The 25,181-nt window shown below is 68.6% G+C and carries 24 protein-coding genes; 13 read left to right on the top strand and 11 right to left on the bottom strand.

Features of this window, described 5'->3' with window-relative positions; genetic code table 11:
- Window position 1 precedes the first annotated feature (1 nt).
- The 6 genes from IHE47_RS00610 to IHE47_RS00585 are packed head-to-tail and all read left to right on the top strand — an operon-like array spanning window position 2 to window position 6,411.
- Window positions 2–997, top strand: coding sequence for an NAD(P)-dependent oxidoreductase (locus IHE47_RS00610; protein WP_192103110.1), 996 nt, complete (start codon window positions 2–4; stop codon window positions 995–997).
- Window positions 984–1,811, top strand: coding sequence for an MBL fold metallo-hydrolase (locus IHE47_RS00605; protein ID WP_192103108.1), 828 nt, complete (start codon window positions 984–986; stop codon window positions 1,809–1,811). Before IHE47_RS00610 ends, IHE47_RS00605 begins: the two co-directional genes overlap by 14 nt.
- Window positions 1,808–3,133, top strand: coding sequence for a F390 synthetase-related protein (locus IHE47_RS00600; RefSeq protein WP_192103106.1), 1,326 nt, complete (start codon window positions 1,808–1,810; stop codon window positions 3,131–3,133). The genes IHE47_RS00605 and IHE47_RS00600 overlap by 4 nt, the downstream gene beginning before the upstream one ends.
- The gene (locus IHE47_RS00595; RefSeq protein WP_192103104.1) at window positions 3,126–4,283 is read left to right on the top strand and encodes an ATP-grasp domain-containing protein; all 1,158 of its coding nucleotides are present in this window, start codon (window positions 3,126–3,128) and stop codon (window positions 4,281–4,283) included. The genes IHE47_RS00600 and IHE47_RS00595 overlap by 8 nt, the downstream gene beginning before the upstream one ends.
- Entirely contained in the window at window positions 4,280–5,395 is a 1,116-nt protein-coding gene (locus IHE47_RS00590; RefSeq protein WP_192103102.1) for a hypothetical protein, read from the top strand. Before IHE47_RS00595 ends, IHE47_RS00590 begins: the two co-directional genes overlap by 4 nt.
- A 38-nt stretch (window positions 5,396–5,433) precedes the next feature.
- Complete coding sequence (locus IHE47_RS00585; protein ID WP_343227410.1) at window positions 5,434–6,411, top strand: Rieske 2Fe-2S domain-containing protein; 978 nt, start codon at window positions 5,434–5,436, stop codon at window positions 6,409–6,411.
- On the opposite strand, the gene IHE47_RS00580 is transcribed toward IHE47_RS00585, so the two are convergent.
- The 3 genes from IHE47_RS00580 to IHE47_RS00570 form a co-directional block, all read right to left on the bottom strand.
- A complete protein-coding gene (locus IHE47_RS00580) occupies window positions 6,408–6,704 on the bottom strand; it encodes a hypothetical protein (protein WP_192103093.1) in 297 nt (98 codons plus the stop codon). The two genes, IHE47_RS00585 and IHE47_RS00580, sit on opposite strands and share 4 nt — an antisense overlap.
- A 107-nt stretch (window positions 6,705–6,811) precedes the next feature.
- Window positions 6,812–8,038, bottom strand: a complete 1,227-nt coding sequence (locus IHE47_RS00575; protein ID WP_192103121.1) for an MFS transporter — start codon at window positions 8,036–8,038, stop codon at window positions 6,812–6,814.
- Between the two features lie 64 nt (window positions 8,039–8,102).
- A complete protein-coding gene (locus tag IHE47_RS00570) occupies window positions 8,103–8,870 on the bottom strand; it encodes an exodeoxyribonuclease III (RefSeq protein ID WP_192103091.1) in 768 nt (255 codons plus the stop codon).
- 37 nt (window positions 8,871–8,907) lie between these two features.
- Between IHE47_RS00570 and IHE47_RS00565 the strand changes: the two genes are divergently transcribed.
- Genes IHE47_RS00565 through IHE47_RS00555 form a run of 3 tightly spaced genes read left to right on the top strand, consistent with a single transcriptional unit; the run spans window position 8,908 to window position 10,758 of the window.
- Complete coding sequence (locus IHE47_RS00565; RefSeq protein WP_192103089.1) at window positions 8,908–9,402, top strand: GNAT family N-acetyltransferase; 495 nt, start codon at window positions 8,908–8,910, stop codon at window positions 9,400–9,402.
- Window positions 9,403–9,413: 11 nt separating this feature from the next.
- A complete protein-coding gene (gene pyrE / locus IHE47_RS00560) occupies window positions 9,414–10,061 on the top strand; it encodes an orotate phosphoribosyltransferase (RefSeq protein WP_192103087.1) in 648 nt (215 codons plus the stop codon).
- Between the two features lie 49 nt (window positions 10,062–10,110).
- Complete coding sequence (locus tag IHE47_RS00555; RefSeq protein ID WP_192103085.1) at window positions 10,111–10,758, top strand: DUF4124 domain-containing protein; 648 nt, start codon at window positions 10,111–10,113, stop codon at window positions 10,756–10,758.
- A 54-nt stretch (window positions 10,759–10,812) separates the two neighbouring features.
- Here the strand turns inward: IHE47_RS00555 and IHE47_RS00550 are convergent, their stop codons facing one another.
- From IHE47_RS00550 to coaBC, 3 genes are read right to left on the bottom strand one after another with little or no spacing between them, the layout of a single operon-like run.
- Window positions 10,813–13,158, bottom strand: a complete 2,346-nt coding sequence (locus IHE47_RS00550) for a phosphomannomutase/phosphoglucomutase (protein WP_192103083.1) — start codon at window positions 13,156–13,158, stop codon at window positions 10,813–10,815.
- Between the two features lie 51 nt (window positions 13,159–13,209).
- Window positions 13,210–13,665: a dUTP diphosphatase gene (gene dut, locus IHE47_RS00545; protein WP_192103081.1), complete on the bottom strand. Its 456-nt coding sequence runs from the start codon at window positions 13,663–13,665 to the stop codon at window positions 13,210–13,212.
- A gap of 8 nt (window positions 13,666–13,673) precedes the next feature.
- Complete coding sequence (gene coaBC / locus IHE47_RS00540) at window positions 13,674–14,879, bottom strand: bifunctional phosphopantothenoylcysteine decarboxylase/phosphopantothenate--cysteine ligase CoaBC (protein WP_192103079.1); 1,206 nt, start codon at window positions 14,877–14,879, stop codon at window positions 13,674–13,676.
- A gap of 96 nt (window positions 14,880–14,975) precedes the next feature.
- Between coaBC and radC the strand changes: the two genes are divergently transcribed.
- The 4 genes from radC to IHE47_RS00520 all read left to right on the top strand — a co-directional run bounded on the left by radC (window position 14,976) and on the right by IHE47_RS00520 (window position 19,359).
- Window positions 14,976–15,647, top strand: coding sequence for a DNA repair protein RadC (gene radC, locus IHE47_RS00535; protein WP_192103078.1), 672 nt, complete (start codon window positions 14,976–14,978; stop codon window positions 15,645–15,647).
- 535 nt (window positions 15,648–16,182) lie between these two features.
- The gene (argS, locus tag IHE47_RS00530; RefSeq protein ID WP_192103076.1) at window positions 16,183–17,871 is read left to right on the top strand and encodes an arginine--tRNA ligase; all 1,689 of its coding nucleotides are present in this window, start codon (window positions 16,183–16,185) and stop codon (window positions 17,869–17,871) included.
- The gene (locus IHE47_RS00525) at window positions 17,871–18,578 is read left to right on the top strand and encodes an SPOR domain-containing protein (protein WP_192103074.1); all 708 of its coding nucleotides are present in this window, start codon (window positions 17,871–17,873) and stop codon (window positions 18,576–18,578) included. The genes argS and IHE47_RS00525 overlap by 1 nt, the downstream gene beginning before the upstream one ends.
- 28 nt (window positions 18,579–18,606) lie before the next feature.
- On the top strand, window positions 18,607–19,359 hold the full coding sequence (locus IHE47_RS00520) for an SDR family NAD(P)-dependent oxidoreductase (protein WP_192103073.1): 753 nt from the start codon (window positions 18,607–18,609) through the stop codon (window positions 19,357–19,359).
- Between the two features lie 60 nt (window positions 19,360–19,419).
- Here IHE47_RS00520 and IHE47_RS00515 read toward each other — a convergent pair whose 3' ends face one another.
- From IHE47_RS00515 to IHE47_RS00495, 5 genes are all read right to left on the bottom strand, one after another.
- The gene (locus tag IHE47_RS00515; protein ID WP_343227409.1) at window positions 19,420–20,589 is read right to left on the bottom strand and encodes a patatin-like phospholipase family protein; all 1,170 of its coding nucleotides are present in this window, start codon (window positions 20,587–20,589) and stop codon (window positions 19,420–19,422) included.
- A complete protein-coding gene (locus tag IHE47_RS00510; RefSeq protein WP_192103071.1) occupies window positions 20,586–21,371 on the bottom strand; it encodes a 3-hydroxybutyrate dehydrogenase in 786 nt (261 codons plus the stop codon). The genes IHE47_RS00515 and IHE47_RS00510 overlap by 4 nt, the downstream gene beginning before the upstream one ends.
- Window positions 21,372–21,456: 85 nt before the next feature.
- On the bottom strand, window positions 21,457–22,713 hold the full coding sequence (locus tag IHE47_RS00505; RefSeq protein WP_192103069.1) for a sterol desaturase family protein: 1,257 nt from the start codon (window positions 22,711–22,713) through the stop codon (window positions 21,457–21,459).
- Window positions 22,710–23,405, bottom strand: coding sequence for a lysoplasmalogenase (locus tag IHE47_RS00500; RefSeq protein WP_192103067.1), 696 nt, complete (start codon window positions 23,403–23,405; stop codon window positions 22,710–22,712). The genes IHE47_RS00505 and IHE47_RS00500 overlap by 4 nt, the downstream gene beginning before the upstream one ends.
- Entirely contained in the window at window positions 23,398–25,116 is a 1,719-nt protein-coding gene (locus IHE47_RS00495; protein ID WP_192103065.1) for a sulfatase-like hydrolase/transferase, read from the bottom strand. Before IHE47_RS00495 ends, IHE47_RS00500 begins: the two co-directional genes overlap by 8 nt.
- Window positions 25,117–25,181: the final 65 nt, after the last annotated feature.

Here is a 25,181-nt window from a genome sequence, read left to right as displayed (position 1 = left end):
CATGGCACGCGTACTCGTCACCGGCGCATCGGGCTTCATCGGTTCGCACGTCGCCCACGCGCTTTCGGCCGGGGGCCACGACGTACTTGCGATCGGCCGCAACAGGTCGCGGCTGGCCGTGTTCGCGGGCACGCCGATTGCGGTCGATACGGCGGACATCGCCAGCGACCCGCTGGGAAACCTCGTTGCGAGCCGCCACGCCGTGGTGCACTGTGCCGCGCTCTCCTCGCCCTGGGGGCCGCGTGAAGCCTTCCAGCGCGCCAATGTGCAGGCCACCCGGCGCCTGCTGGAGGCCGCGGACCAGGCCGGCGTCGAACGCTTCGTGCATTTGTCATCGCCCAGCATCTATTTCCGCCTGGCGGATCAATTCGACATTCCCGAAGCTTTCGTGCCGCCCAGGCGCTGGATCAACGCCTATGCGGAATCGAAATGGCAATCCGAACAATGCGTCGCCGACGCGCGATATGCCCGCATGTCGCGCGTCGTCCTGCGTCCCCGCGCGGTATTCGGCGAAGGCGACCAGGCGATCTTCCCCCGCATACTCCGCGTGGCCAATCGCGGCTGGTTTCCGCAGATCGGCGACGGTCGCGTGCTGATCGACACGACCTATGTCGGCAATGTCGCCGATGCCGCGGCCGCGGCCTTGGTCTCCCCGCGTCACGCGGAACCACAGGTGTTCAACATCACCAACGGCGAACCCATGCCGGTACGCGAACTGCTGGACCGGCTGTTCGCCTCGCTGGACATGAAGGTGCGGACCGTGCGCCTGCCACGCCGTGCCGCGGTGATGCTGGGCGCGCTGGCAGAAGGCGCGGCCCGCCTGCGGCCCGGACAACCCGAACCCCGGCTGAGCCGCTACGGCGTCGGCGTGCTCGGTTATGCGCAAACCCTGGATATTTCGCATGCGCGGCGCGTACTCGGCTACCGGCCGCGCGTCTCCATCGACGAAGGCATCCGGCGTTTCAGCCAGTGGTGGAGCACACATGACGCACATTGAGTGGCGCACCTACGAAGCCGGCCACTGCATGCATCCGCAATGCGGCACGCGGCGCGGCGGCATGTGGAAGATGGCGCGCTTCCCCGCCCTCGCCTTCCTGCTGCGCCATCCGGCACATGGCGCCATGCTGTTCGACACCGGCTACTCGCGGCATTTCTTCGATGCGACGCGCCATCTGCCGGAACGGCTCTACCGCACGGTAACGCCGCCACGCCTGGACGAAACGGAAAGCCTGCGCGACCAGCTCGCCCGCGATGGCATCGACGTACGCCACCTGGCCACCGTGATGCTCTCGCACCTGCATGGCGACCACATCGGCGGACTGCATGACTTTCCGCACTCCACCATCCTCTGCTCGCGGGAGGCCTGGAACGACCTGCAGGCGCGCGGCCGGCTTGGCGCCTTGCGCCGCGGACTGCTTCCCGCCCTGTTGCCGACCGACTTCCCGCAGCGCGTGCGATGGATCGAAGAACTTCCGCGCATCGCCCTCGCCGGCTCCTTCGCCGCATTCGGAACCGGCTACGACCTGTGGTCCGACGGCAGCGTGCTGGCCATTCCCTTGCCTGGCCACGCAGCCGGACACTACGGCCTGCTGTTCCACACCCCGGACGACGGACAGGTATTCCTGATTGCCGATGCGGCATGGTCGTCCCGCGCCTTGCTCGATGGCGTCCCGCCGCCCTCCGTCGTGACGTCATGGCTGGGCGACACGCCAGCGTACCTTGCCACGCTGGCGCGCCTGCAGAAGCTGCGGCAGTCCGAGCCGGACCTGCGCATCGTCCCATCGCACTGCGAGGAGCACAGCCCACGATGAGCCGATGGACGGACACGATGGGCGTGGCACTGAAATACCTGCACGCCCGCCGGCTGCAGAAGCTGCGCACGCGAGAACAGATCCTGGCGCACCAGCAACGCCGCTGGCAGGCGATGCGCACACGCGTCGCCGACGCTTCGGCGTTTTATGCGCCCTGCCGGAGCCTTCCGCTGGAACAGTGGCCATTGATGGAAAAGCGTGCGTGGATGCGCCACTTCGACACGATCAACACGGCCGGCATCACGCTGTCGCAAGCCTGCGCGCTGGCAGAACGGGCGGAACGCACGCGCGATTTCCGGCCCGCCCTTGGCGACGTCAGCGTCGGCTTGTCCACCGGCACCTCCGGTGCCCGCGGCGTATTCCTGGCCAGCAACGGCGAACGCCAACGCTGGGCCGCGACCATGCTCGCCAAGCTGCTGCCGGAAGGGCTGCTGGCGCGTGCACGCGTGGCGTTGCTGCTGCGCGCCGGCAGCAACCTCTACGACACGATTGGCGGTGCGCGGCTGCAATTCCGTTACATCGACCTGCTGCAGCCATTCGAGGCGGTACTGCAGCAACTGCAGGACTACGCCCCGACGATCCTGGTCGGCCCTGCGCAGGCGCTGGCGCTGGTGGCGCAGAAGCAGCAGCGGGGCGATGCCCGCATCGCACCGCATCGCGTCATATCGGCGGCGGAAGTGCTCGATCCGCTGGATCAGGCGTCGATGGAACGGACATGGGGCGTGCGCATCGAGCAGATCTACCAGGCCACCGAAGGCTTTCTCGGCCAGACCTGCGCATACGGGACGATCCACCTCAACGAGGACTGCGTCATCGTCGAACGCGACTGGATCGACCGCGCGCAACGCCGCTTCGCGCCCATCGTCACCGACCTTTACCGCTTCACTCAGCCGGTGATCCGCTACCGCCTCAACGACATCCTGGTCGAACGCGCGGCACGCTGCCCTTGCGGATCGGAGCACATCGCGCTGGAGCGCATCGAGGGGCGCGAGGACGACGTGGTTTGGCTGCATGACGAAACGCGATCCGGACGATCGCCGGTTTTCGCGGACGGCCTGACACGCGCCATCCTCAACGCCGACCCGTCCATCGTGGACTACCAGGTCGAGCAGCTCGACGCGGACATCCTGGGCATCGCCACCGAACCCGCCACCGACGACCGCCGACGACAGGCCATCCTTGCCGCCCTGGCAACCCTCTTCGCGACCTTGCGCATCGCCATGCCTGACATCGTGTTCCGCGACATGCCGGCGCACGGCCTCGCCAGCAAGCGCAGGCGCGTGCGAGGGCTTCCGGCACCGCGGGGGCATGCCGATGCGTAAAGTGCTCGTGCTCGGCGGACGCTCGCCGGTGGCGCTCGATCACGCCAGGCGCTTCGCGGCGCAAGGATGGCAGGTGGTCATCGGCGACAGCGTGCCTTGCCGCATGGCGAGCTGGTCGCGCGCCGCGCACGATCATGCCGTGCTGCCGTCGGCGCGGTATGGCATACGCGAATACGCGCATGCATTGAACCGCACGATCGAAACCCATGGCATCGACCTGGTGATCCCGACCTGCGAGGAGGTGTTCTACCTGGCGCGTGTCCGCCCGGCGTTGCCGTCGCACGTGCGCGTGCTGGTGGACGACTTCGGCAAACTCGCCATGCTGCACAGCAAGTGGCGCTTCCTGGAAGCAGCAAGGCATTGCGGGGCCGTCGTTCCGGACAGCGCCCTCGTGAACGGCATCGATGAAGCTCGCGATTGGGCCGGCGGCCGGCCAGTCGCGATCAAGCCGGAATTTTCGCGCTTCGGCGTGCACGTGCGCCTCTATCCCGATGGCGTGCCACGCGACGCGAAGCCATTCGAACTCGATGTCCCATGGGTGGTGCAATCGTTCTGCCGCGGACAAGAGCTGTGCTCCTACAGCGTCGTCGACCGCGGACGCTTATGCGCCCACGTGACCTATCGACCCAGCTACCGCATCGACGCCAGCTCCAGTTACGTGTTCGAGATTTGCGATACGCCGGGCATCGAGGCCTTCGTCGCCCGCTTCGCGCAGAAGATCGACTACACCGGGCAACTCTCGTTCGACTGGATCGTATCCGGGCAAGGCGAGCTTCAGGTGCTGGAATGCAACCCGCGCGCGATCAGCGGCGTGCACCTTTTCGCGCCGGACGATGCCTTGCCGGCGGCCCTGATGGGGGAAGCGGTCGACTGCGTCAGGCCGGGCACGCGCGAGATGCGCATGATCGCGGCCGTGATGCTTGCCGCCGGCATCTGGCATCCCCTGCGGCGGCGCCCGCTTCGCGAGTGGTGGCGCGACTTTCGCCAAGCCCGCGACGTCATCGCCGTCGCAGGCGATCGCATGCCGCTGCTGGGCGGGCTGCTCGACCTGGCCTCGTACGCCCATATCGCCGCACGGCAGCGCTGCAGCATGCGGCAGGCATCCACGCGCGACACCGAATGGGACGGCGAGGCGCTGGATACGCCATGAGCGCACTGCCCTGCGTCGCACTGGACGAATTCAACGCCAGGTCCGCATCGTTCTTGCGGATACACCGGCAGTCATCCAGCGAAGCGTTCATCCGGAACGTACGCACCCGCGTCGACTCGGTGCAGGCGGGAGAAGCATGCCTGCCCGTCACCATCAACCATGCCGAGGCCGGCAACGCCTGGGTCTGCTCGCCATACACCACCTATTGCAGTTACGCGCAGGTGGAGACGGCGCGGCTTGGCCGTCCCGCGCTGACCGCGCCGTTGAACGGGCTTGTCCGCTGCACGGGGACGTTGCTGCAGCGTGCCGAGATCGACCGCGCGGTCGCGATCAACAACTGGCTGGTTTCGACCAACAGCTACCCGCGATTGCAGGACGTCGCCATCGACCAGGCCATCGACGAGGCGATTTCGCGCTGGCCCGGGCATGCCGTCTGGTTCCGCTCCCTCAACGAACTGCATCATGCCGACTGGCTGGAGGCACTGGCGGCGCGCGGAGGCGTATTGCTGCCGAGCCGTCAGGTCTACCTGTTCGAGAACGTCGCCGAACTGGCCCGGCGACACGCCGACCTGAAGCGCGATCTTGCCCTGCTGCGGCGCGAAGGCGGCCCGGCCTGCGAGCAGATAACGGTTGGCGACGAGGATTTCGTGCGTGCCGAGCAACTGTACGCCGACCTCTATATCCACAAGTACTCCGCGCTCAATCCGCAATACCGGCACACATGGATCAAGGCGTGGAGCGACGCGGGCCTCCTGCAACTGTTCGGCCTGCGCGGCAGCGACGGCGTACTGCAGGGCGTGTCCGGCCTGTTCGGCTTCGGCAACCTGATCACTTCGCCCATCGTTGGCTACGACACCCGGTTGCCGCAGTCGCTGGGCCTTTACCGCCGGCTGGCCGCCTGCGTGTTGCGCGAGGCCCTCCACCGGCAGTGCCTGGTCAACCTCAGTGCCGGCGTCGCGCACTTCAAGCGCCAACGCGGCGCGCGGCCGGCCATCGAATACAGCGTCGTGTTCGCGGGGCATCTCCCTGCCGGCAGGCGCAGGGCGATCCACGCGCTGGGCTGGCTGGCGCGCAACGTCGGCATCCCCATCATGCGGAGATTCAAACTATGAGCGCGTGGGCCTCGCACCTGGATCGCCGCTGGTTTGCCGTGGCGCTGTCGGCCAGGGTCGGACGCAAGCCGGTCAGGGTCATGTTGCTGGACCGCCCCATCGTGCTTGCGCGACTCGATGGACAGCTCGTGACCGGTTTCCAGGACCGCTGCCCGCACCGCCACGCGCCGCTCTCCCAAGGCCGCGTGGTCGAGGGCACGCTGCAATGCCCGTACCACGGCTGGCGTTTCGATGCGCAAGGTGCGCTGCGCGAATTGCCCGGCGCTCCGCCCGGCGGCTGCATCCCGGGCGTACGCGCGCAAACGGTCCCGGTCGTCGAGCACGATGGCCTGGTCTGGGCGCGCCTTGCCGCGACGGGCGACGAGGACATTCCCGCGCATGCCCGCATGCTCGCGCCGGAGAACCGGCGATTCCTGTGGCAGACCACGTGGCACGCGCACATCGTGGACGCGCTGGAAAACGTGCTCGATCCACTGCACACGCATTTCGTGCACACGGGCCTCGTGCGTCGCAAGGGCGCTCGGCAGGCTGTCGACGTACGCCTGCGTGCCCATGCGGAGGGCTTCGAGGTGGATTACGCCGGGGCAAGCACGCAGTCGGGCCTGCTCTACCGTCTGTTCGAGTCGCCCCGCGAAACCGAGCGCTCCACCTTCAGCATGCCCGGCACGGCGCAGATCCATTACCACTACCGCAACGGCAGCCGCACCTGCATCTCCATGCATTTCAGCCCGGAAACGCACGACCGCACACGCCTGATCGGCATGTTGCACCTCGACGGCCGGCGCGTCCCGGCCTGGGCGGTGCGGGCATTCGTATGGCCCTTCATCCGCAGGGTCGCCATGCAGGACAGCCGCATGCTCGCCTTGCAGGCGGAGAACAGCCGGGCGTTTCCCGACCGCAAGGACGCAGTCACCCGCTTCGACGTGGTGCGCCGGCGCCTGCAGGATGCCTGGAGCGAACAGCGCGATGCGGCCCGCGGGAAACCCGAAGACAGCAGCACCGTACTCATGCTCTAGTCGCCGCAGGCCACTTCGCCCAGGCGCCGCAACGGGTCGCCACGGGCGACCGAAAGCGCCTGCACCGTTTCGTGGAACACCGCCTGCTCGGTGGCATTCCACGGGCCGGCCAGCATGGCGAGTTCGTCGCCATCGACCGACGTTTCGGCAAGCTGGCCGTTCTCGGCGGCACCGAGGCCACGCCGCAGCGCGTGCAGCAATACCTCGTTGATGCTCCATTCGCGCGCCTTGGCAAAGGAGCGGATGCGTTCGGCCAGCAGATGATCGACTTGGCGTATCACGAGATCGGGCATGGCACCGTCGCTTCGTTGTCCGCCCCCTGTGCCGATGATCGTCGCCGCCCGCAGCACAGCCGGCAACGGGCAGCACGGCGATTCGTGGCGCAGTTCGCAAAGCGCCTTCAGCTTTCGTTGGCGGAAGGCGCGGCAAGCGGATCGAAGCGCCGCCAGAGACAGGCGAACAGCAGCATCGCCGGAAGCACCGAGACCACGGTGATGGCGAAATATCCGCCGTAGCCGATGACGGTGACGATGCCACCCGCAAAAAAGCCGAGCGCCTTGCCCGGCAAATTCACCAGCGAACTCAATAGCGCGTACTGCGTCGCGGTGTGCTGGCGGTTCACCAACATGGAAAGGAACGCCACCGATGGTGGACCCAGCATGGCTTCGAAGAAACTCTGTCCGGAAATCGCCAGCGCAAGCATCGAAAGGTGGCCGGGATGACTGGCAAGCAACAGGTACAGCAGGTTGCTGACCGCACCAAGCACGATGCAGCCGCCAAGCGATCGCCACGCCCCCCATCGCGCCACCGCCGCGCCGCCCGCGAAGGCACCGATGATGCCGATCCAGACGCCGTAAATCTTGGTGACGGCGCCGATCTCGGTCTTGCTGAAGCCCATGTCGCGCATGAACGGGTTGAAGATGGTGCCGATGGACTGCTCGGGCAGCTTGAACAGCAGGATCAGCAGCAGCGTGAGCCCAGCGACGTACCAGCCGTAGCGGCGGAAGAAGTCCACGAACGGATCGATCACGCCTTCACGCAGGGCATTGCCCCAATTCGAAGAAGCAACGCGGACAATCTCCGGCTCGCGCATGGCCAGCGTGGTCGTCACCGGCACCAGCATCGCCACCGCCATCAGCACATAGACCGAAGACCACGTGATGTGGTCGGCAAGAATCAGCGCCACCGCGCCGGACAGCAGGACACCCAGCCGGTAACCCAGTACATATGTTGCCACCAGCGCGCCTTGCGCCGAGGGCGGCGCGATTTCGATGCGGTAGGCATCGATGGCGATGTCCTGCGTGGCGCCCATGAAGGCGACGAACAACGTGACCGCGACGAACAACGGCAACTGTTTTGGCGTCAGCGCCGCCATCGCCAGCAAGCCCACGGTAACGCCGAGCTGGGCAAGCAGCAGCCATCCACGCCGCTGACCCAGCCGCCCGAACAACGGCAACCGCCAGTGATCCAGCAACGGCGCCCACAGGAACTTGAGCACATAGGTCATGCCCGCGCTGGCGATCATCGTGACGTCTTTCAGCGCGATTCCGTTCTCTTTCAACCACAGTGAAAGCGTGACGGACACCAGCAGGAACGGCAGCCCGGAGGAAAACCCGAGCAGGCACAGCGTCCACGCGGACGGCTGCGAGAACGCCTGCCACACCGACGGCTTGCGCGATGCCGCCGCGGCCTCAGTCGGCATAGTCGACGGTGTACGGCGCGTGGTCGGAGAAGCGTTCGTCGCGGTAGATCGCGCAACGCTCCAGGCGCTGGCCCAGCGCGGGCGTGACGAGCTGGTAGTCGATGCGCCAACCCACGTCGTTCGCGCGCGCATTGCCGCGATTCGACCACCACGTGTAGTCCTGGCCTTCCGGATGCAGGGTGCGGTAGCTGTCCACCCAGCCGCGTTCGACCAGGCCGTCCATCCAGGCGCGCTCCTCCGGCAGGCAGCCGGAGTTCTTCTGGTTGGACTTCCAGTTCCTGATGTCCTTCGCGCTGCGCACGATGTTCCAGTCGCCGCACAGCACGTAGTCGCGGCCATTCGCCAGCCACTCGTCGAGGATGGGAGCGAGCCAGTCCATCGCCTTGAACTTGAACTGCTGGCGCTCCTCGCCGGAGGAACCTGACGGCACGTACAGCGAGACCACGCTGAGCTTGCCGAAGCGCGCCTCGACGTAACGGCCTTCGTTGTCGAATTCGTCCCAGCCCAGCGCGGTGCGCACCTCATCGGGCTCGCGCTTCGCGTAGATCGCCACGCCGGAATAGCCCTTCTTGCTGCTGGCGTCGCGGTAGAAGCAATGATGGCCGCCGGGCCGGAACATCGGGTCGGCGAGTTGGTCTTCCTGCGCCTTGGTTTCCTGCAGGCAGACCACGTCCGCGCGCTGCTGGCGCAGCCATTCGAACACGCCCTTGGTCGCGGCGGAACGGATGCCGTTGGCGTTGAGGCTGATGATGCGCATGCACGACTCCCGGAGCGATGCAGGCATGATAGCAACCATGCCCGCGCCGCCCATCCTCCGCGTCCAGCCCGTCACCGCCGAATTGCGCGAGGCCGTGCTGCGCCTGCACGCGCGACCGGAACAGGACGATTTCGTGAGCCCGCCCGCGCGCACCCTGCCCGATGCCGAGCAGTGCCCGGGCAGCCAGCCGATGGCGATACTGCTGGGCGATGCCGTGATCGGCTACTACCGCATCGAGCGCAGCGCGCGCAGCCTCGCCGGGCGCGACGCGGATGCGGAGGCGCTGGGCCTGCGCTCGTTCCAGCTGGATGCCGCGTGGCAGGGCCGCGGCCTTGGCGCGCGGGCGCTGGGCGTACTGCTGGCCGACCTCGCGCAGCGCCATCCGCAGGCGCGCCGCATCGTGCTCACGGTGAACTGCAGCAACGCCGCGGCACTGGCGCTGTACCGGCGCGCGGGCTTCGCGGACAGCGGCACGCGGTACCATGGCGGCCGCTCCGGACCGCAGCACCTGCTGTGGCGCCACCTGCCCTGACGGAAGTTCCCATGCACGACTACCAGCGCGACTTCATCGAACTCACCCTGCAGCGCGAAGTGCTGCGCTTCGGCGAATTCACGCTGAAATCCGGACGGCAGAGCCCGTACTTCTTCAACATGGGGCGCATCGACAGCGGTGCCGCGCTGGGCCAGCTCGGCCGCGCCTACGCCGCCGCGGTGGTGAACGCGGGCATCGCGGTGGACATGCTGTTCGGCCCCGCCTACAAGGGCATCGCGCTGGCCGCCGCCACCGCCATCGCACTGGCCGACCGGCACGACCGCGACCTGCCCTGGGCCTACAACCGCAAGGAAGCCAAGGACCACGGCGAAGGCGGCGTGCTGGTGGGCGCGCCACTGCAGGGCCGCGTGCTGATCGTGGACGACGTGATGACCGCCGGCACCGCGGTGCGCGAGTCGCTGGCGCTGATCCGCGCGCATGGCGCCGAGCCGGCCGGCGTGCTGATCGCGCTGGACCGGCAGGAGCGCGGCCAGGGCGAACTCTCCGCCGCGCAGGAAGTGGCGCGCGACCACGGCATCCCGGTGATCGCGATCACCAGCCTCGCCGACGTGCTGGCCTATGCGGGCGAACGCCCGGAGCTGGCCGCCGAGCATGCCCGGCTCGTGGCTTATCGCGAACGGTACGGTGCACACGGCTAAAGACGACACCGGCACCTATATATACTGCCGGCCACGGGGAGATTCATACATGCGCAAGCCACATGCCATCCTGTTCGCCGCCGCGCTGCTTGCCAGCGCCTCGGCCTGCGCCCAGCAAGGCTCGGACAGAAGCCTGCGCTACAAGTGGATAGACGGCCAGGGCGAGATGCATTTCAGCGACAGCCTGACCCAGGATGCGCTCAAGTTCGGCTATTCGGTGGTCAACGACCAGGGCCTGGTGGTGCAGCGCGTGCAGCGCCAGCTCACCCCGCAGGAACGCGACGCCGCGCAGAAGCTGGCCGCGCAGCAGGCGGCGGCCAAGCGCGTGGCGGACGACCGGGCCCGCGCCGACGAGCAGATGCTCAACAGCTATCCCGACGAGGCTTCGTACAAGGCTTCGCTGCAGCAGTCGCTGACGGGCATGGATCAGCAGATCCACACCAGCAAGCTCAACCTGCGCAGCCAGGAGCAGGCGTTGACCGAGCTGCTGGGGCGCGCCGCCGAAGCCGAGCACAACAAGCAGCCGGTGCCGAAGTTCCTGCAGGACAGCATCGCCAAGCAGCGCGGGGTGGTGAGCGACCTGCAGGCGCTGCTGCAGCACCAGCAGGCGCAACGCGACCAGGCCGAGCAGCAGCAGACGCAGCAACTAGCGCATTACCGCGCCTTGCAGCAGGCCGCGCAGCAGCAGGAGCACTGATGGCCGGCCCGGCTGCCGCGCAAAGGCCCGGCAACGCCGGGACCTTGCCGGCGCTCAGAACGGCATCTTCAACCGGTAGTCCACCGCAATCAGCCGCTTGCGGAACGCCAGCTGGATGCGCTTGAGCGCCTCCGGCGTATCGGCATCGAAGCGCAGCACCAGCACCGGCGTGGTATTCGACGCACGCACCAGGCCCCAGCCGTCCGGCCAGTCGGCGCGCACGCCGTCGATGGTGATGATCGTGGCGTCGTCGAAATCCGCCTCCGCCTTGAACTTCTCCATGAAGCGGTAGTGCTCGCCCTCGGCCATCTCGATCTTCAGCTCGGGCGTGGAGACGCCCTTGGGCAGGGTGGCGAAGATCTCCTCCGGCGTGCGCTCTTCGAGGTCTCCGGCGAGGATCTCCATCAACCGCGCGCCGGCATAGATGCCGTCGTCGAAGCCGAACCAGCGCTCCTTGAAGAAGAAGTGGCCGCTCATCTCGCCGGCCAGCTCCGCGCCGGTCTCGCGCATCTTGCCCTTGATCAGCGAGTGGCCGGTGCGCCACATCAACGGGCTGCCGCCGGCCTCGAGGACCTGGCCCTTGAGATGCCCGGTGCACTTCACGTCATAGATGATGGTGGCGCCCGGCTGGCGCGACAGCACGTCGCGCGCGAACAGCATCAGCAGGCGGTCGGGGAAGATGATCTCGCCCTCCCTGGTCACCACGCCGAGGCGGTCGCCGTCGCCGTCGAAGGCCAGGCCGAGATCCGCGCCGGTCTGCTTCACCGCGAGGATCAGGTCCTCGAGGTTGTGCGGATCGGAAGGGTCGGGATGGTGGTTCGGGAAGGTGCCGTCCACGTCGCAGTACAGCGGCACCACCTCGCAGCCGATGCCGGCCAGCACCTGCGGCGCCACCGCGCCGGGGATGCCGTTGCCGCAGTCCACCACCACCTTGAGCCGGCGCTCGGCCTGCACGTCGGCGACGATGCGCTCCAGGTAATCCGGCAGCACGTCGAGCTGGCGCAGGTGGCCGCCACCGCCACTCTCCAGCGCGTTGCCGGCAATGCGCCGGTACAGGTCCTGGATCGCGCCCTCGGACAGCGTCTGGCCGCCGACCACGATCTTGAAGCCGTTGTAGTCGGGCGGATTGTGGCTGCCGGTGACCGCGACGCCGCAGCCGGTGTTGTAGTGGTAGGTGGCGAAGTACACCACCGGGGTGGGCACCGCGCCGAGGTCGATCACGTCCACGCCGGCCTCGCGCAAGCCGTCGGCCAGCGCACCCGCCAGCTCCGGGCCGGACAGACGGCCGTCGCGACCCACCACGATCTCGGTGAGACCCTGCTCGCGCATCAGCGTGCCGATGGACTGGCCCAGCAGGCGCGCCACGTCGGCGTCCAGGGATTTGCCCACCACGCCGCGGATGTCGTAGGCGCGGAAGATCGTCTGATCGACCTCCACGTTGGCCGCTGGCCCGGGCGCGGGCTTCGCTGCCGGCGCGGCCGCCGCCGCGGCGGCAAGCTTGGGGATCACCGGCTCGGGCAGCGCAGCCTTGCGTGCGGCTTCCTGGGCCTGCCTGAACTCCTCGATGTCGATCTCCTGCGCGTGGGCCGGCATGCGGCGCTGGCGCCACCACAACAGGTAGAAGCCGCCACCCAGGCCCGCCAGCGCCAGCAACGCCGCCAACGGCCACGAGCGCGGCAACACGATGAAAGCCACGGGCGTGGCCGCGGCCACGCTGAACGTGCTGCCCGGCACCAGCGTGGCGACAGGTTCCGCTTCGGCGCCTGCGCCGCCATGCGAATAGATGCGCATGTCGGCATTGGCGTCGCCCTGGCGTAGATCCAGCCGCCCGCCCGCAGGCGACGCGGCATCGAAAACCTGCTGCACCGGCGTGAACGGCAGCTCCACCCACAGCCAGGCCTGCAACGGCTTGCCCAGCGGCAACACCACGCTCAGGCGGCGGTCGCCCACGCCCTGCGTCACGCTCTGCACCGGCGGCAGGCCATCGGCGGTTTGCGCCGCCATCAGCTGCGCCGCCTTCGCATAGCCGAACTCGCGGAAATTCGCGTGCACCACCTCGTCGAGGTTGCCGTTGTAGACATCCACCTGGCGGGCCTGCGGCAACTTCGCCCGCAGCGCCGCCGCCAGCGCGGCATGGTCGCCCTGCAGCAGCGATGGATCCAGCGACGTCGCCGCCTTCTGCACCGTGTCGCGCTGCCCGGCGACCACCTGCGCCAGCTTCTGCACCACCTCGTCGCGCGCCTGTTGCACGCGCGCGGCGGCATGACCCTCGTCGGCGATCAGCCAGAACTGCCAGGCGCAGAACGCTCCGAGCAGCACCATCAGCGTGCCCAGCGCCAGCGGCAACAGGCGTGGCAGGTCCAGTTGTGCGCGCCAGCGCGATCCGGTTGTGTCACTCATCGCCATCCCCACGGCTCCCCACTTCGCGGTCCGTCCCCACGACGAACCGGATCACTTGATGCCCGTCGAGCCGAAACCGCCGGCGCCACGGGCGCTGGGCGCGAAGTCGGCCACGATGTTCAGGCGCGCCTGCGCCACCGGGACCAGCAGCAACTGCGCGATGCGGTCGCCCACGCCGATGGTGACCGGCTCGCGGCCGCGATTCCAGCAGGAAATCATCAGCGGGCCCTGGTAGTCGGCATCGATCACGCCGACCAGGTTGCCCATCACCAGGCCCTGCTTGTGACCCAGCCCGGAACGCGGAACGATCAGCGCGCACCAGCCCGGGTCGCCGATGTGGATGGCGATGCCGCTGGGCACCAGCGCGCTGTCGCCGGGCGCCAGCGTGAGCGGTGCGTCCAGCGCGGCACGCAGGTCCATGCCGGCGCTGCCGGCGGTGGCTGCCCCGGGCAGCGGGATCGTATCGCCCAGGCGCGGGTCGAGGATCTTCAGTTCGACATCCAGCATCGCCGCGCTCACCCGCGCACCGCGCGATAGCGTTCGGCCACGCAGGCCACCAGTTGCCGCGCCAGCTCGGTCTTGCCGGCGCGCGCCAGCGCCAGCATGCCGTCGGCCCAGTACACGTCCAGCGCGTTGTCGGCGGTCTCGAAGCCCAGCCCGTCGCCGACGCGGTTCGCGGCGATCATGTCCAGGCCCTTGCGTTGCAGCTTGTCCTGCGCGTAGCGCGCCACGTCATGCGTTTCCGCCGCGAAGCCGACCAGGAAGGGATGCCCAGCCCGCGCCGACAGGCTGCCGAGGATGTCGGGGTTTTCGGCCAGTTGCAGCACCAGATCCGCGCCGGCCTGCTTCTTGAGCTTGCGCTCGGCCACTTCGGACGGCCGGTAGTCGCCCACCGCGGCGGCGGCGATGTAGATCTGCGCCCGCGTGCAGGCATCGAGCACGGCCGCATGCATCTGCGCCGCGCTGCGCACATCGATGCGACGCGCCACGCCCGTTGGCGTGGCCAGGCCCACCGGGCCGGCCACCAGGGTCACGCACGCGCCCGCCTCGGCGGCAGCCTGCGCCACCGCGAAGCCCATCTTGCCGGAGCTGCGGTTGCCGATGAAACGCACTGGATCGATGTCCTCGAAGGTCGGACCGGCGCTGACCACAACGTCCATGCCGGCCAGCGAACCGTTGCCGAACGAGGCAGCCAGCGCGTCGCGCAATTCGTTCGGTTCCAGCATGCGGCCCGCCCCCACGTCACCGCAGGCCTGTTCGCCCGACGCCGGACCGAGCACCTGCACGCCGCGCTGGCGCAGCTGGGCGACGTTCGCCTGCACCGCCGGGTGCGCCCACATCTGCTGGTTCATCGCCGGCGCCACGGCCAGCGGCGCGGCGCTGGCCAGGCACAGCGTGGTGAGCAGGTCGTCGGCATGGCCGTGCGCCAGCCTGGCGAGGATGTCCGCGCTGGCTGGCGCGACGAGGATGCGCTCGGCCCAGCGCGCCAGCTCGATGTGACCCATCGCCGCCTCGGCGCCTTCGTCCCACAACGAGGTGCGCACCGGCTGGCCGGACAATGCCTGGAAGGTGGCCGCGCCCACGAAGTGCTCCGCTCCCGCCGTCATCGCCACGCGCACCTCGGCGCCGGCTTCGCGCAAGCGGCGGACCAGTTCGCAGGACTTGTAGGCGGCGATGCCGCCGGACACTCCCAGCAGGATGCGGCGTTGGGCAAGACTCATGTAGGCAGGGCCTGACGTACGGGCAGACGGTTAGCTTACCGGAATCCTGCCGCACGACTGCTGCCTGCATCGCAGCCGCGCCGGCACTCTCACTGCATGAGCATCCGTGACTGGCCCCTGGGCGAACGACCCCGCGAAAAACTGCTGGCGCGCGGCAGTGGTGCGCTGTCCGACGCGGAGTTGCTGGCCGTGCTGCTGGGCAGCGGCGTGCGCGGCAGGGACGCGATCGCACTGGGCCGCGATCTGCTGCTGGAAGCCGGCAACCTCGGCACCCTGCTCGCCCGGCCAGACAAGTCCGTACGCACCACCGGGCTCGGCCCGGCGAAGCGCGCGCGCATCGCCGCGGCGCTGGAGCTGGCACGCCGCAGCCTCGCCGAGCAGTTGCACGCGCAGCCCACGCTGGGCAACCCGCGCGACAGCGGCAACTACCTCAGCGCCCGGCTGCGCCACCTGCCCTACGAAGTGTTCGGCTGCCTGTTCCTGGACAACCGCCACCGCGTGCTGGCCTTCGAGGAGTTGTTCCGCGGCACGGTGGACGGCGCCAGCGTGCATCCGCGCGAAGTGGTGCGTGCCTGCCTCATGCACAACGCCTGCGCGGTGATCTTCGCCCACAACCATCCCAGCGGCGTGGCCGAACCCAGCGCGGCCGACTGCGCGATCACCCGCGAGCTGCGCGAAGCCCTGCAACTGGTGGGTGTACGCGTGCTCGACCACCTAGTGATCGGCCATGGCACGCCCGTGTCGATGGCGGCACGCGGGCTGATCTGAGCGGGATACTTTTGCGATCCTCCCTGATCGCTTGAATCAAACGGGTGGCCATCCCCGGCCGCACTCTCAGCACAAACAAAAAAAGCGGCGCGGGATGAGCCGCGCCGCTGGTGCCGATTCGGGGAGTTGGAGAGAGCGGCATCTCCGGTGTACCGGTCGGGAGGGGAGTTTCCTACGGCACGCAGCCAGTGTGGCAGCGCCGCATGACACGTCGATGACGATCCGGTGCCCCAGCCGTGCCCGCCAAGTGCCCATTGACTTATGCACACAGCCCTGTAGCTGGCACTTGCACCCAGCAGCGCAGGCGCGACCTCAAACATGACTTATAACTCACTGTATTAATTGTTTTTTTGTAAAAAAGCGCGAAGCAAATGCGCGAACAACGGCCGATCCGCCGTACACGGCCATACTTTCCCCACAGACTTATCCACAAACCACGCCTTGCGACGCAACATGCGGCCCCGGCTTCCGTAGCGGCCGCGTGGGTTGGCCTCTCTGCTACGATTGCCGGTTCCATCCCGGAACCACCGCGCCCGTGAAAGCCCAGCTGCACGAACTGATCCTCGGGGCCATCCACGCCCTGCAAACCCAGTCCGCCCTGCCCGCCGAGCTGGCGATCCCGGGCTTCGTGATCGAGCGCACGCGCAGCCGCGAGCATGGCGATTTCGCCTGCAACGCCGCGATGCTGCTGGCAAAAGCCGCCCGCGCCAAGCCACGCGAACTGGCCGAAAAGCTGGTGGCCGCGCTGCCGGCCAGCGACCTGCTGGCCAAGGTGGAGATCGCCGGTCCCGGCTTCATCAACTTCTTCCTCGCCGCCGGCGCCAGCCAGTCGCAGGTGCGCCGCATCCTTGAACAGGGAACGGGCTACGGCCGCAACGCGCAGGGCGCGGGCCGCACGGTGGGCGTGGAGTTCGTCTCGGCCAACCCCACCGGCCCCCTGCACGTGGGCCACGGGCGCGGCGCGGCGATCGGCGACTGCCTGAGCCGCCTGCTGGAAGCCAGCGGCTGGAACGTGAAGCGCGAGTTCTACTACAACGACGCCGGCGTGCAGATCGCCAACCTCGCCATCTCGACGCAGGCGCGCGCGCGTGGCCTCGCGCCCGGCGACGCCGGCTGGCCGGAGGACGGCTACCGCGGCGACTACATCGCCGACGTGGCCAGGGCCTATCTGGCCGGCGAAAGCGTCGCCGTGGAAGGCCACACCGTCACCGGAACGAAGGACGCGGCGGACCTCGATGCGATCCGCGCCTTCGCGGTGGCCAGCCTGCGCCGCGAACAGGACCTGGACCTCAAGGCCTTCGGCGTGGCCTTCGACGTGTACTTCCTGGAGTCCTCGCTGTACGCCGACGGCAAGGTGGAGGAAACCGTGCGCGAGCTGGTCGCCCACGGCCACACCTACGAGGAAGGCGGCGCGCTGTGGCTGAAGACCACCGACTTCGGCGACGACAAGGACCGCGTGATGCGCAAGTCCGACGGCACGTATACATACTTCGTGCCGGACGTGGCCTATCACCTGTCGAAATGGCAGCGTGGTTACGAAAAGGCGATCACCGAGCTGGGTTCCGACCACCACGGCTCGCTGGCCCGCGTGAAAGCCGGCCTGCAGGCGCTGGATTGCGGCATCCCCAAGGGTTATCCCGACTACGTGCTGCACCAGATGGTCACCGTGATGCGCGGCGGTGAGGAAGTGAAGATCTCCAAGCGCGCCGGCAGCTACGTCACCTTGCGCGACCTGATCGACGAAGTGGGCCGCGACGCCACGCGCTACTTCCTGATCTCGCGCAAAAGCGATTCGCAGCTGGTGTTCGACATCGACCTGGCGCGCTCGCAGACCAACGACAACCCGGTCTACTACATCCAGTACGCTCACGCCCGCGTGTGCAGCGTGCTGCGCCAGGCCGGCGAGAAAGGGTTCACGTTCGATCAGGACAATGGCCTGGCGCAACTCGCGCGGCTGGACAACGAACACGAGCAGGCGCTGCTCACCGAGCTGTCGCGCTATCCGGAAGTGGTGGAAGCCGCGGCCTCGAACCTCGAACCGCACCTGCTCGCCGTGTGGCTGCGCGAACTGGCGAACGCGTTCCACACCTACTACAACTCGCACCAGTTCCTGGTCGACGACAAGGACCTGCGCGACGCCCGCCTGGCCCTCGTGGTGGCGACCCGGCAGGTGCTGCGCAACGGTCTGGATCTGCTGGGCCTGGGCGCCCCGGAGAGCATGTGATGGCAGCACGCAAAGGCAAGGGCAGGCAGGCGGTACGCAACAGCGGCGGCGGATTCCCCACCTGGGCCGCGATCCTCGTCGGCTTGCTGATCGGCGCGCTGGCGGTGGCGGTGCTGATGCGCCACTCGCTGCTGCCGATGGCGCCGAAGGATGGCCCGCAGGCCAATCCCCAAGCCACCGCCGCGGCACCCAGCGATGCCGGCGCCGTGGCGCCGGGCAACGCCGAGACTGCGCCGAAGAAGCCGCAGTTCGACTTCTACTCCGTGCTGTCGGAGAAGGAAGTGCGCATCCCGGATGCCGAGCTCAGCGCGCAGGCCAAGGCCGAGCAGCAGAGCCAGCGCGCCGCCGCGGCCACGCCGGCGGCGCCGGCACCGGCACCCGCGACGCAGCCGGCAGCACCCGTGAACGCACCCGTGGCCACCCAGAACGTGGAAGCGGCACCCGCCTCCGCGGTGCCGCAGCCGACCAGCGGCGGCGGCTATCTGCTGCAGATCGGCGCCTTTCCCGATGCGGCGAAGGCCGAGGCGACCAAGGCCCAGCTCGCCATGCAGGGTTTCGTGGCCAACGTGCAGAGCGTCACCGTCAACGGCCAGACCTTCCACCGCGTGCGACTGGGGCCGTTCCCCAGCGCCAGTGCGCTGGAGGCGACCAAGCAACGCCTTGCCAGCGCCGGCATCAGCTCGATCGCGCTGAAGGAAGGCAAGTAAGCCACCCCATTCGCCGAGGCACGACTGCATGAGCACCAAGACCGCCTGGATCACCGGCGCCACCGCCGGCTTCGGCGCCGCCACCGTGGAACGCTTCGTGGCTGGCGGCTGGCGCGTGGTCGCCAGCGGGCGCCGCGCCGAGCGCCTGCAGCAACTGGTGGATGCGCACGGCGCCGACAAGGTGCACGCCGTCGCCTTCGACATCCGCGACGAAACCGCGCTGCGCGCCGCCATCGCTGGCCTGCCGGAGGCCTTCGCCGGCACCGACCTGCTGGTGAACAACGCCGGCCTCGCGCTGGGCACCGCGACGGCGCAACAGGCCGATCTCGCGCAGTGGAGGCAGATGATCGATACCAACGTCACCGCGCTGGCGACGATGACGCACCTGCTGCTGCCGAAACTGATCGAACGCCGCGGCGCCATCGTCAACATCAGCTCCATCGCGGGCAGCTACCCGTACCGCGGCGGCAACGTGTATGGCGGCACCAAGGCCTTCGTCAGCCAGTTCTCGCAGAACCTGCGCGTGGACCTGCACGGCACCGGCGTGCGCGTCACCTCGATCGAACCGGGCATGGCCGAAACCGAGTTCACCCTGGTGCGCACCGGCGGCGACCAGGCCGCCTCGGACACGCTCTACGCCGGTGCGCATCCCATCGTCGCGGACGACATCGCCGACACGATCTGGTGGGTCGCCAACCTGCCGCCGCACCTCAACATCAACCGCATCGAGGTGATGCCGGTGAGCCAGTCGGCGGCGGGGCTGCAGGTGCATCGCGGCTGAAAGCCTGCCCGCGACCTGCCGGCACGCACTGCGCGCAGACGTTGGGCAGGCACCAGGGCGTCAGCCCTGGTGCACGTCGTGCGCCACGAACGGCTGCTCGGGCGACGGCACCTCCAGCCACGCGGGGTGGGCCAGCGTGTGGCGCATGTCGTCGAGGCCGCCCTGCCAGTGGCTGCGCATGCTGGCGGCGCTGAACTCGTAGTCCTTGTAGTGCCCTTCGTAGGGCTTGTCGCGGTAGATCAGGTGGACCAGGTTCACCAGCGCACCGCGCGCCTCGCATTCGGCGCGGCGATACGCGGGGTCCTCGCGCCGCCCGGGCGGCACCAGCGCCATCAGTTCCTTCAGCAGGCGCTGGCGGCGGCGGCTCTCGCCCATGTACTCGGTCATCAGCCGGGTGCGGCTGGAATACTGGATCTCCTTGCTGCGCTCGGCCACGCCGGCCATGTCGCGCGGCAATTCGCCCTGCGCGCTCCACAGGTCGACCTGGAACACCAGCATGTCGCGCTGCGGCCGCTCGACGAGCACCTTGTACAGCGGCGTGTTGGAAACCACGCCGCCGTCCCACCAGAACTCGCCGTCGATCTCCACCGCGGGGAAGCCCGGCGGCAACGCGCCGGAAGCCATGAAGTGCTCCGGCCGCAGGCGCCCCCTGGTGTTGTCGAAATAGGTGAAGTTGCCGCTGCGCACGTTCACCGCACCCACCGACACGCGCATTTCGCGCGCATCGTTGATGCGGTCGAAATCGGCCAGCCGTTCCAGCGTCGCGCGCAGCGGTGCGGTGTCGTACCAGCTCGCGGTGGCGGGCGTGGCATGCGCCTGCAGGAACGGCGGCGGCACGCGCGGGCTGAAAAAGCCGGGCTGGCCTTCGACCAGCGCGCGCCACGCGGCGAGGCCGCTGAAGCCGGCCTGCACCGGCAGCGGCCACTGGGCGGCGTCGAACCATGCCGACGCCGGCCACATCGCCGGCTGGCAGATCGCGTCCCAGAACGCATGCAGGCGCTCGACGCGGCGCTCCGGCGGGTTGCCGGCGATGACCGCCGCGTTCAACGCGCCGATGGAGATGCCGGCGATCCAGTCCGGGCGCAGCCGCGCCTCCTCCAGCGCCTCGACCACGCCGGCCTGGTAGGCGCCCAGCGCGCCGCCGCCCTGCAGCACCAGGGCCACGCAGGCGTAGTCGCGCGCCACCTGCGCGGCAAGCGACTCCGGCGCCGCGCCCGCGACGCGGCTCACTGCATGTACCAGCCGTGGCTCACCACGATGCTCTGCCCGGTCAGCGCGGCGCTGGGGAAGGTGGCGAGGTAGAGCGCGGTCTGCGCGATGTCCTCGACCGTGGTGAACACGCCGTCCACGGTGTCCTTCAGCATCACGTTCCTGATGACTTCGGCTTCGCTGATGCCCAGCTCCTTCGCCTGCTCCGGGATCTGTTTCTCCACCAGCGGCGTGCGCACGAAGCCGGGGCAGATCACGTGCGAACGCACGTTGTGCGCCGCGCCTTCCTTCGCCAGCGTGCGCGCGAGGCCCAGCAGGCCGTGCTTGGCGGCGACGTAGGGCGCCTTGAGCTTCGACGCCTCGTGCGAGTGCACCGAACCCATGTAGATCACGATGCCGCCGCGGTCGCCCGGGTACATGTGGCGCAGCGCGGCGCGCGTGGTGAGGAAGCCGCCGTCGAGGTGGATCGCCAGCATCTTCTTCCAGTCCGCGTAGCTGAACTGGTCGATGGGGTTGATGATCTGCACGCCGGCGTTGGAGATCAGGATGTCCAGATGGCCGAACGCCGCGACGACCTTGTCGGTGCCCGCGTCCACCGCCGCTTCGTCGGTGACGTCCATCGCCACGCCGATGGCCTTGCCGCCGGCCGCGTTGATTTCCGCGGCGACGGCGTCCGCCGCCTGCTGGTTGATGTCGCAGATCGCCACCGCGGCGCCGTTCTTCGCATACAACTCGGCGATCGCCTTGCCGAGGCCGCTGGCCGCACCGGTGATGAGGGCGACCTTGCCGTCGAGACTGCTCATGGGGAGGACTCCGTGGTGGGGACTCCCGCATTGTAGGCGCAGCACGCCCTGGTGCCATTGGGCCTTGGTGCTGCGTCGAACGGAGCTATCCGGCGAGGTTGGCGCGCCCGGTCGAGGCGACGCGCAGCCACGGCAAGGCCAGCGCGCTTGCACCGAACACCAGCGCAAAAGCCAGCGCGATGCGGACGTCCAGGTGCGCCACGCCAAACCAGCGTCCGCTGGCCAGCGGCAACGCGGCGCCGGCCAGCATGCGCAGGCCTTCCGCCCACCACGCCCAGCGCCGGCCTTCCATCAGTGCGCCGAGCACGCACAACCCGGCCAGCAGCCAGGCCGCGTAGAGCAGCAGCGTGGCCAGGTCCGTACTTTCCGTGATGCCCAGGAACTGGGTGACCATCCCCAGCAGCAAGGCGAACTGCAGCAGTACGTAGGATTTCAGCGCCACGCCCATCGGCGGGTCGTAGCGTTCGGTCGGCATCGCGAAATCCGGCCTGGGGAAGCGCGCCGCCACGTCGGCGGGGCGCCAGCCCGGCGGCTTGATCCACACCAGGAGCTTGTCGCGCCGGCGGCGCGCGTGCCAGGCATCCTGCGCACTGCGCCAGTACACCTCGGCATTCGCCCACAACGGATTCCAGCTGCGCAGCGGCGAGCGCGTGCCGTACACCGGCGGGTCGGCGTCGTTCTCTTCCACGAAGCTGCCGAACAGGCGATCCCACAGGATCAGGATTCCGCCGTAGTTCCTGTCGAGGTAGCGGTCGTTCACCGCGTGGTGCGCGCGATGGTTGGAGGGCGAGCAGAACACGCGGTCGAACCAGCCCAGCCGGCCGATCTGTTCGGTATGCACCCAGAACTGGTACAGCAGGTCGACCAGCGCCACCACCACGAACACCTGCACCGGCACGCCGACGATCGCCAGCGGCAGGTAGAAGATCCAGCCGAGCAGCGGCCCGCTGCCGGTCTGGCGCAGCGCGGTGGAAAGGTTGTAGCGCTCGCTCTGGTGGTGCACCACGTGGGCGGCCCACAGGATGTTCACCTCGTGGCCCATGCGGTGCAGCCAGTAGTAGCAGAAGTCGTAGGCGAGCAAGGCGCCCACCCAGACCGGCACGCTGTCGGCAGGCAGGTGGAACAGCGCGAGGTGTTCCGCGCACCACGCATAGATGCCGATGGTCAGCAGCTTGGTGAACACCGCCACCAGCTGCGAGACCACGCCGAGGCCGATGCTGTTGACCGCGTCGTTGCTGGCATACGCATCGCGCCCGCGCAGCCTGGCCACCAGCAGCTCGATGCCGATCAGCAGGAAGAACACCGGCGTGGCCCAGGTGATGATGAGTTCCTGCGTGTTCATGCCCTGCCCTCGCGTTCCACGCCCTGCACCGAACGGGCGATCCACCACAGCGCCAGATAGTACGTCGCCAGCACCCACAGGCTGGCCAACGGCAACGGGCCGCGGAAGCGGCCCCAGGCCAGCACGCTGTCGCTCAGCATGAACGCCAGCGCGCCTCGCGCCGCCAGCCGCGCCGGGGCGTCGCCGCGCAACGCACGCGCCACCGCCTGCCCGCCCATGCTGCACAACACCGCCACGTAGACGACCACCGGCACGCGCAGCGGCGCGGCGATCACATTCCACAACAGCGCCAGATTCGCCCCGCCATAGGCAAGGCAGGCCAGCAGCGGCCATGCCGGGGAGGCGAAGCGGCTGTCACCGAGCAGGGCCGCGATGAAGCACGCATGCCCGGCGAGGAACGCCAGCAGCCCCGGCACGAACAAGTCGCCCGGCAGCATCAGGAACACATCGCCCGCCAGCGAACAGGCGATGCCCGCCAGCACGAAGCGCCGATAGCGCATCGACACCGCCGGGCACGCACGCCACGCGAGCGCGAAGATCAGCGCGGTGGCCAGCGGCTTGGCGCACCAGTGCAACCACAGCCAACCGGAAGCGTGCGAAGCCAGCAGCGCGCCGACGACCGCGGCAGCCGCGGCCAGCAGCGTGGCGGCGGCCAGCCGGCGCGAAGCCGATGCGTCCGGCGCTTCACTCATACACGTGCAGTTGCCGGAAGATCCAGGCGTAGTAGGAAGCCAGCAGCGCCTTGTCCGGGCAGTCGTCGAAGCGGCCCTGGCAACGCTCGCGCAACGCGGTGGCGGCGGAGAAGTAGGGATCGGCCGGCAGGCCCGCGGCCTCCAGCACCATGGTCGGCAGGAAGGCGATGTCGAGCGCGGGATAGCCCGGCAATGCCGGACCGGCGAAGTTGCTCTTGACCATGTAGTAGGTGAGGAAATCCCGATCCGGCACCAGCGCGGGCGGCAGCGTGCGCTTGAGCGGGCGGATCAGGCCGTCGAAGGACGGCTGGTGGTCGCCGAAATGCACCAGCACGGTGGGCTGGTCGCGGTCGAGGAAATCGTGCTCCAGACCCTGCATCGCCACGTCGGAATCGTGCAGGCGCCACAGGTAAGTGTCGAAATCCAGCGCGCTTTCGTCCTTGCTGCCCAGCCCCTGCACCATGCCGCGCCAGGGCAGCGGCAGCTTGTTCATCGGGTTGTCGTCGTGCGGGCCATGCTGGTTGATCGTGAGGATCATCACGAACACCGGCTGGCCCGGCTTCTTCACCTTGTCGTACACGCGCTTGGCGGCGGCGAACATCTGCGCGTCGGTCTCGTCCCACTCGTCCAGCCCCAGCTCCTCCGCGCCGTAGAGGTGGTCGAAGCCGTAGGCGCGGTACGCATCGCGGCCGTTGAGGAAATCGCTGTTGGTGGGATAGATCGCGATGGTGAGATAGCCCAGCCGGCGCAGCAGGTCGGGCAGCGTGGCGCGCACGTGAGGCGCCAGCACGAAGGGCGCGTACATGCCGCCCTTGCCGAAGATGTCCTGCGGCAGGCCGGTGTGCACGGCAAACTCGCTGACCCAGGTGCCGCCGCCCCAGGTGTGCGTACGCAGCAGGCCGGTCCCGCGCGTGCGCGCGTCGGGCTGGAACAGCGCGAACTTGCAGCCCGGCACGGCGCAGGCCGTGTAGATCGAGGGATCGAAGGTGCTTTCCTCCAGCACCTGCACGATGTCGGGATACGGTGCCGGCCGCGTGCCGGGCTTGGCGCTCGCCGTGGCGGCCCACTCGCGCTGCGCGCTGGCGTCATCGGACATCGCCGGCACCGCAACGCCGCCGTCGTTGATGTTGATGAAGAAATTCGTGAGCTGGGCGTCGTCGGAAAGCTTGTCCCAGATGTCGCGGTTGTGCAGCCCCGCGAACGGCCCTTCCGGCAGCAGGCATGCGCGGAACGCCACCGCGCACAACAGCACGCCACCGATGCGCCAGGCCGCCCTGCCCCAGCCACGCCGTTGCGCGGACAGCGGACGATCCAGCCGCCACGCCAGCACCAGCAGCAACGGCACCAGCAGCAGCACGCCCACGCCCAGCAGGTACAGGTGCGGGTAATGGCGCAGCGTGGCGATCAGGCTGGAACGTGCGTAGTAGACGAAATCCGCCGGCATCAGCGCCGTCTCGAGGTAGTTCTCCTTGAGTCCGGAGATGAAACGCAACGCGAAGAACAGGCCGCCGCCCAGCAGCAGCGAAAAGGCGAGGCGCAGGGTCGCGCACAACAGCGCACCGGTGACCAACAGCATCAGCACCAGCACGAACAGCTTCTGCAGCGGCTGCGGCTCCGGCCACACCGTCGCCCAGGCGCAGCCCGCGAAAGCCAGCGCGGCAAGCACCCGCACCACGCCATTGCGCGTGAAACGCGACGGAAACCGGACCATGTGGCATGCCCCCTGAAGGCAACCCGGCGGATGCCGGGCCGTCATCTTACGGGGATGGGGAGGGT

It is taken from the genome of Rhodanobacter sp. DHB23, from assembly GCF_014842975.1.
Lineage (GTDB): Bacteria > Pseudomonadota > Gammaproteobacteria > Xanthomonadales > Rhodanobacteraceae > Rhodanobacter_A.
Note: the sequence above shows the minus strand (reverse complement) of the source record. Positions and strands in the feature narration are given on the sequence as shown.

Coding starts and splice junctions, on each gene's coding strand:
- IHE47_RS00610 (WP_192103110.1), top strand. CDS start 2: ATGGCACGCGTACTCGTCACCGGCGCATCGGGCTTCATCGGTTCGCAC.
- IHE47_RS00605 (WP_192103108.1), top strand. CDS start 984: ATGACGCACATTGAGTGGCGCACCTACGAAGCCGGCCACTGCATGCAT.
- IHE47_RS00600 (WP_192103106.1), top strand. CDS start 1,808: ATGAGCCGATGGACGGACACGATGGGCGTGGCACTGAAATACCTGCAC.
- IHE47_RS00595 (WP_192103104.1), top strand. CDS start 3,126: ATGCGTAAAGTGCTCGTGCTCGGCGGACGCTCGCCGGTGGCGCTCGAT.
- IHE47_RS00590 (WP_192103102.1), top strand. CDS start 4,280: ATGAGCGCACTGCCCTGCGTCGCACTGGACGAATTCAACGCCAGGTCC.
- IHE47_RS00580 (WP_192103093.1), bottom strand. CDS start 6,704: ATGCCCGATCTCGTGATACGCCAAGTCGATCATCTGCTGGCCGAACGC.
- IHE47_RS00570 (WP_192103091.1), bottom strand. CDS start 8,870: ATGCGCATCATCAGCCTCAACGCCAACGGCATCCGTTCCGCCGCGACC.
- IHE47_RS00565 (WP_192103089.1), top strand. CDS start 8,908: ATGCCCGCGCCGCCCATCCTCCGCGTCCAGCCCGTCACCGCCGAATTG.
- pyrE (WP_192103087.1), top strand. CDS start 9,414: ATGCACGACTACCAGCGCGACTTCATCGAACTCACCCTGCAGCGCGAA.
- IHE47_RS00555 (WP_192103085.1), top strand. CDS start 10,111: ATGCGCAAGCCACATGCCATCCTGTTCGCCGCCGCGCTGCTTGCCAGC.
- IHE47_RS00550 (WP_192103083.1), bottom strand. CDS start 13,158: ATGAGTGACACAACCGGATCGCGCTGGCGCGCACAACTGGACCTGCCA.
- dut (WP_192103081.1), bottom strand. CDS start 13,665: ATGCTGGATGTCGAACTGAAGATCCTCGACCCGCGCCTGGGCGATACG.
- coaBC (WP_192103079.1), bottom strand. CDS start 14,879: ATGAGTCTTGCCCAACGCCGCATCCTGCTGGGAGTGTCCGGCGGCATC.
- radC (WP_192103078.1), top strand. CDS start 14,976: ATGAGCATCCGTGACTGGCCCCTGGGCGAACGACCCCGCGAAAAACTG.
- IHE47_RS00525 (WP_192103074.1), top strand. CDS start 17,871: ATGGCAGCACGCAAAGGCAAGGGCAGGCAGGCGGTACGCAACAGCGGC.
- IHE47_RS00520 (WP_192103073.1), top strand. CDS start 18,607: ATGAGCACCAAGACCGCCTGGATCACCGGCGCCACCGCCGGCTTCGGC.
- IHE47_RS00510 (WP_192103071.1), bottom strand. CDS start 21,371: ATGAGCAGTCTCGACGGCAAGGTCGCCCTCATCACCGGTGCGGCCAGC.
- IHE47_RS00505 (WP_192103069.1), bottom strand. CDS start 22,713: ATGAACACGCAGGAACTCATCATCACCTGGGCCACGCCGGTGTTCTTC.
- IHE47_RS00500 (WP_192103067.1), bottom strand. CDS start 23,405: ATGAGTGAAGCGCCGGACGCATCGGCTTCGCGCCGGCTGGCCGCCGCC.
- IHE47_RS00495 (WP_192103065.1), bottom strand. CDS start 25,116: ATGGTCCGGTTTCCGTCGCGTTTCACGCGCAATGGCGTGGTGCGGGTG.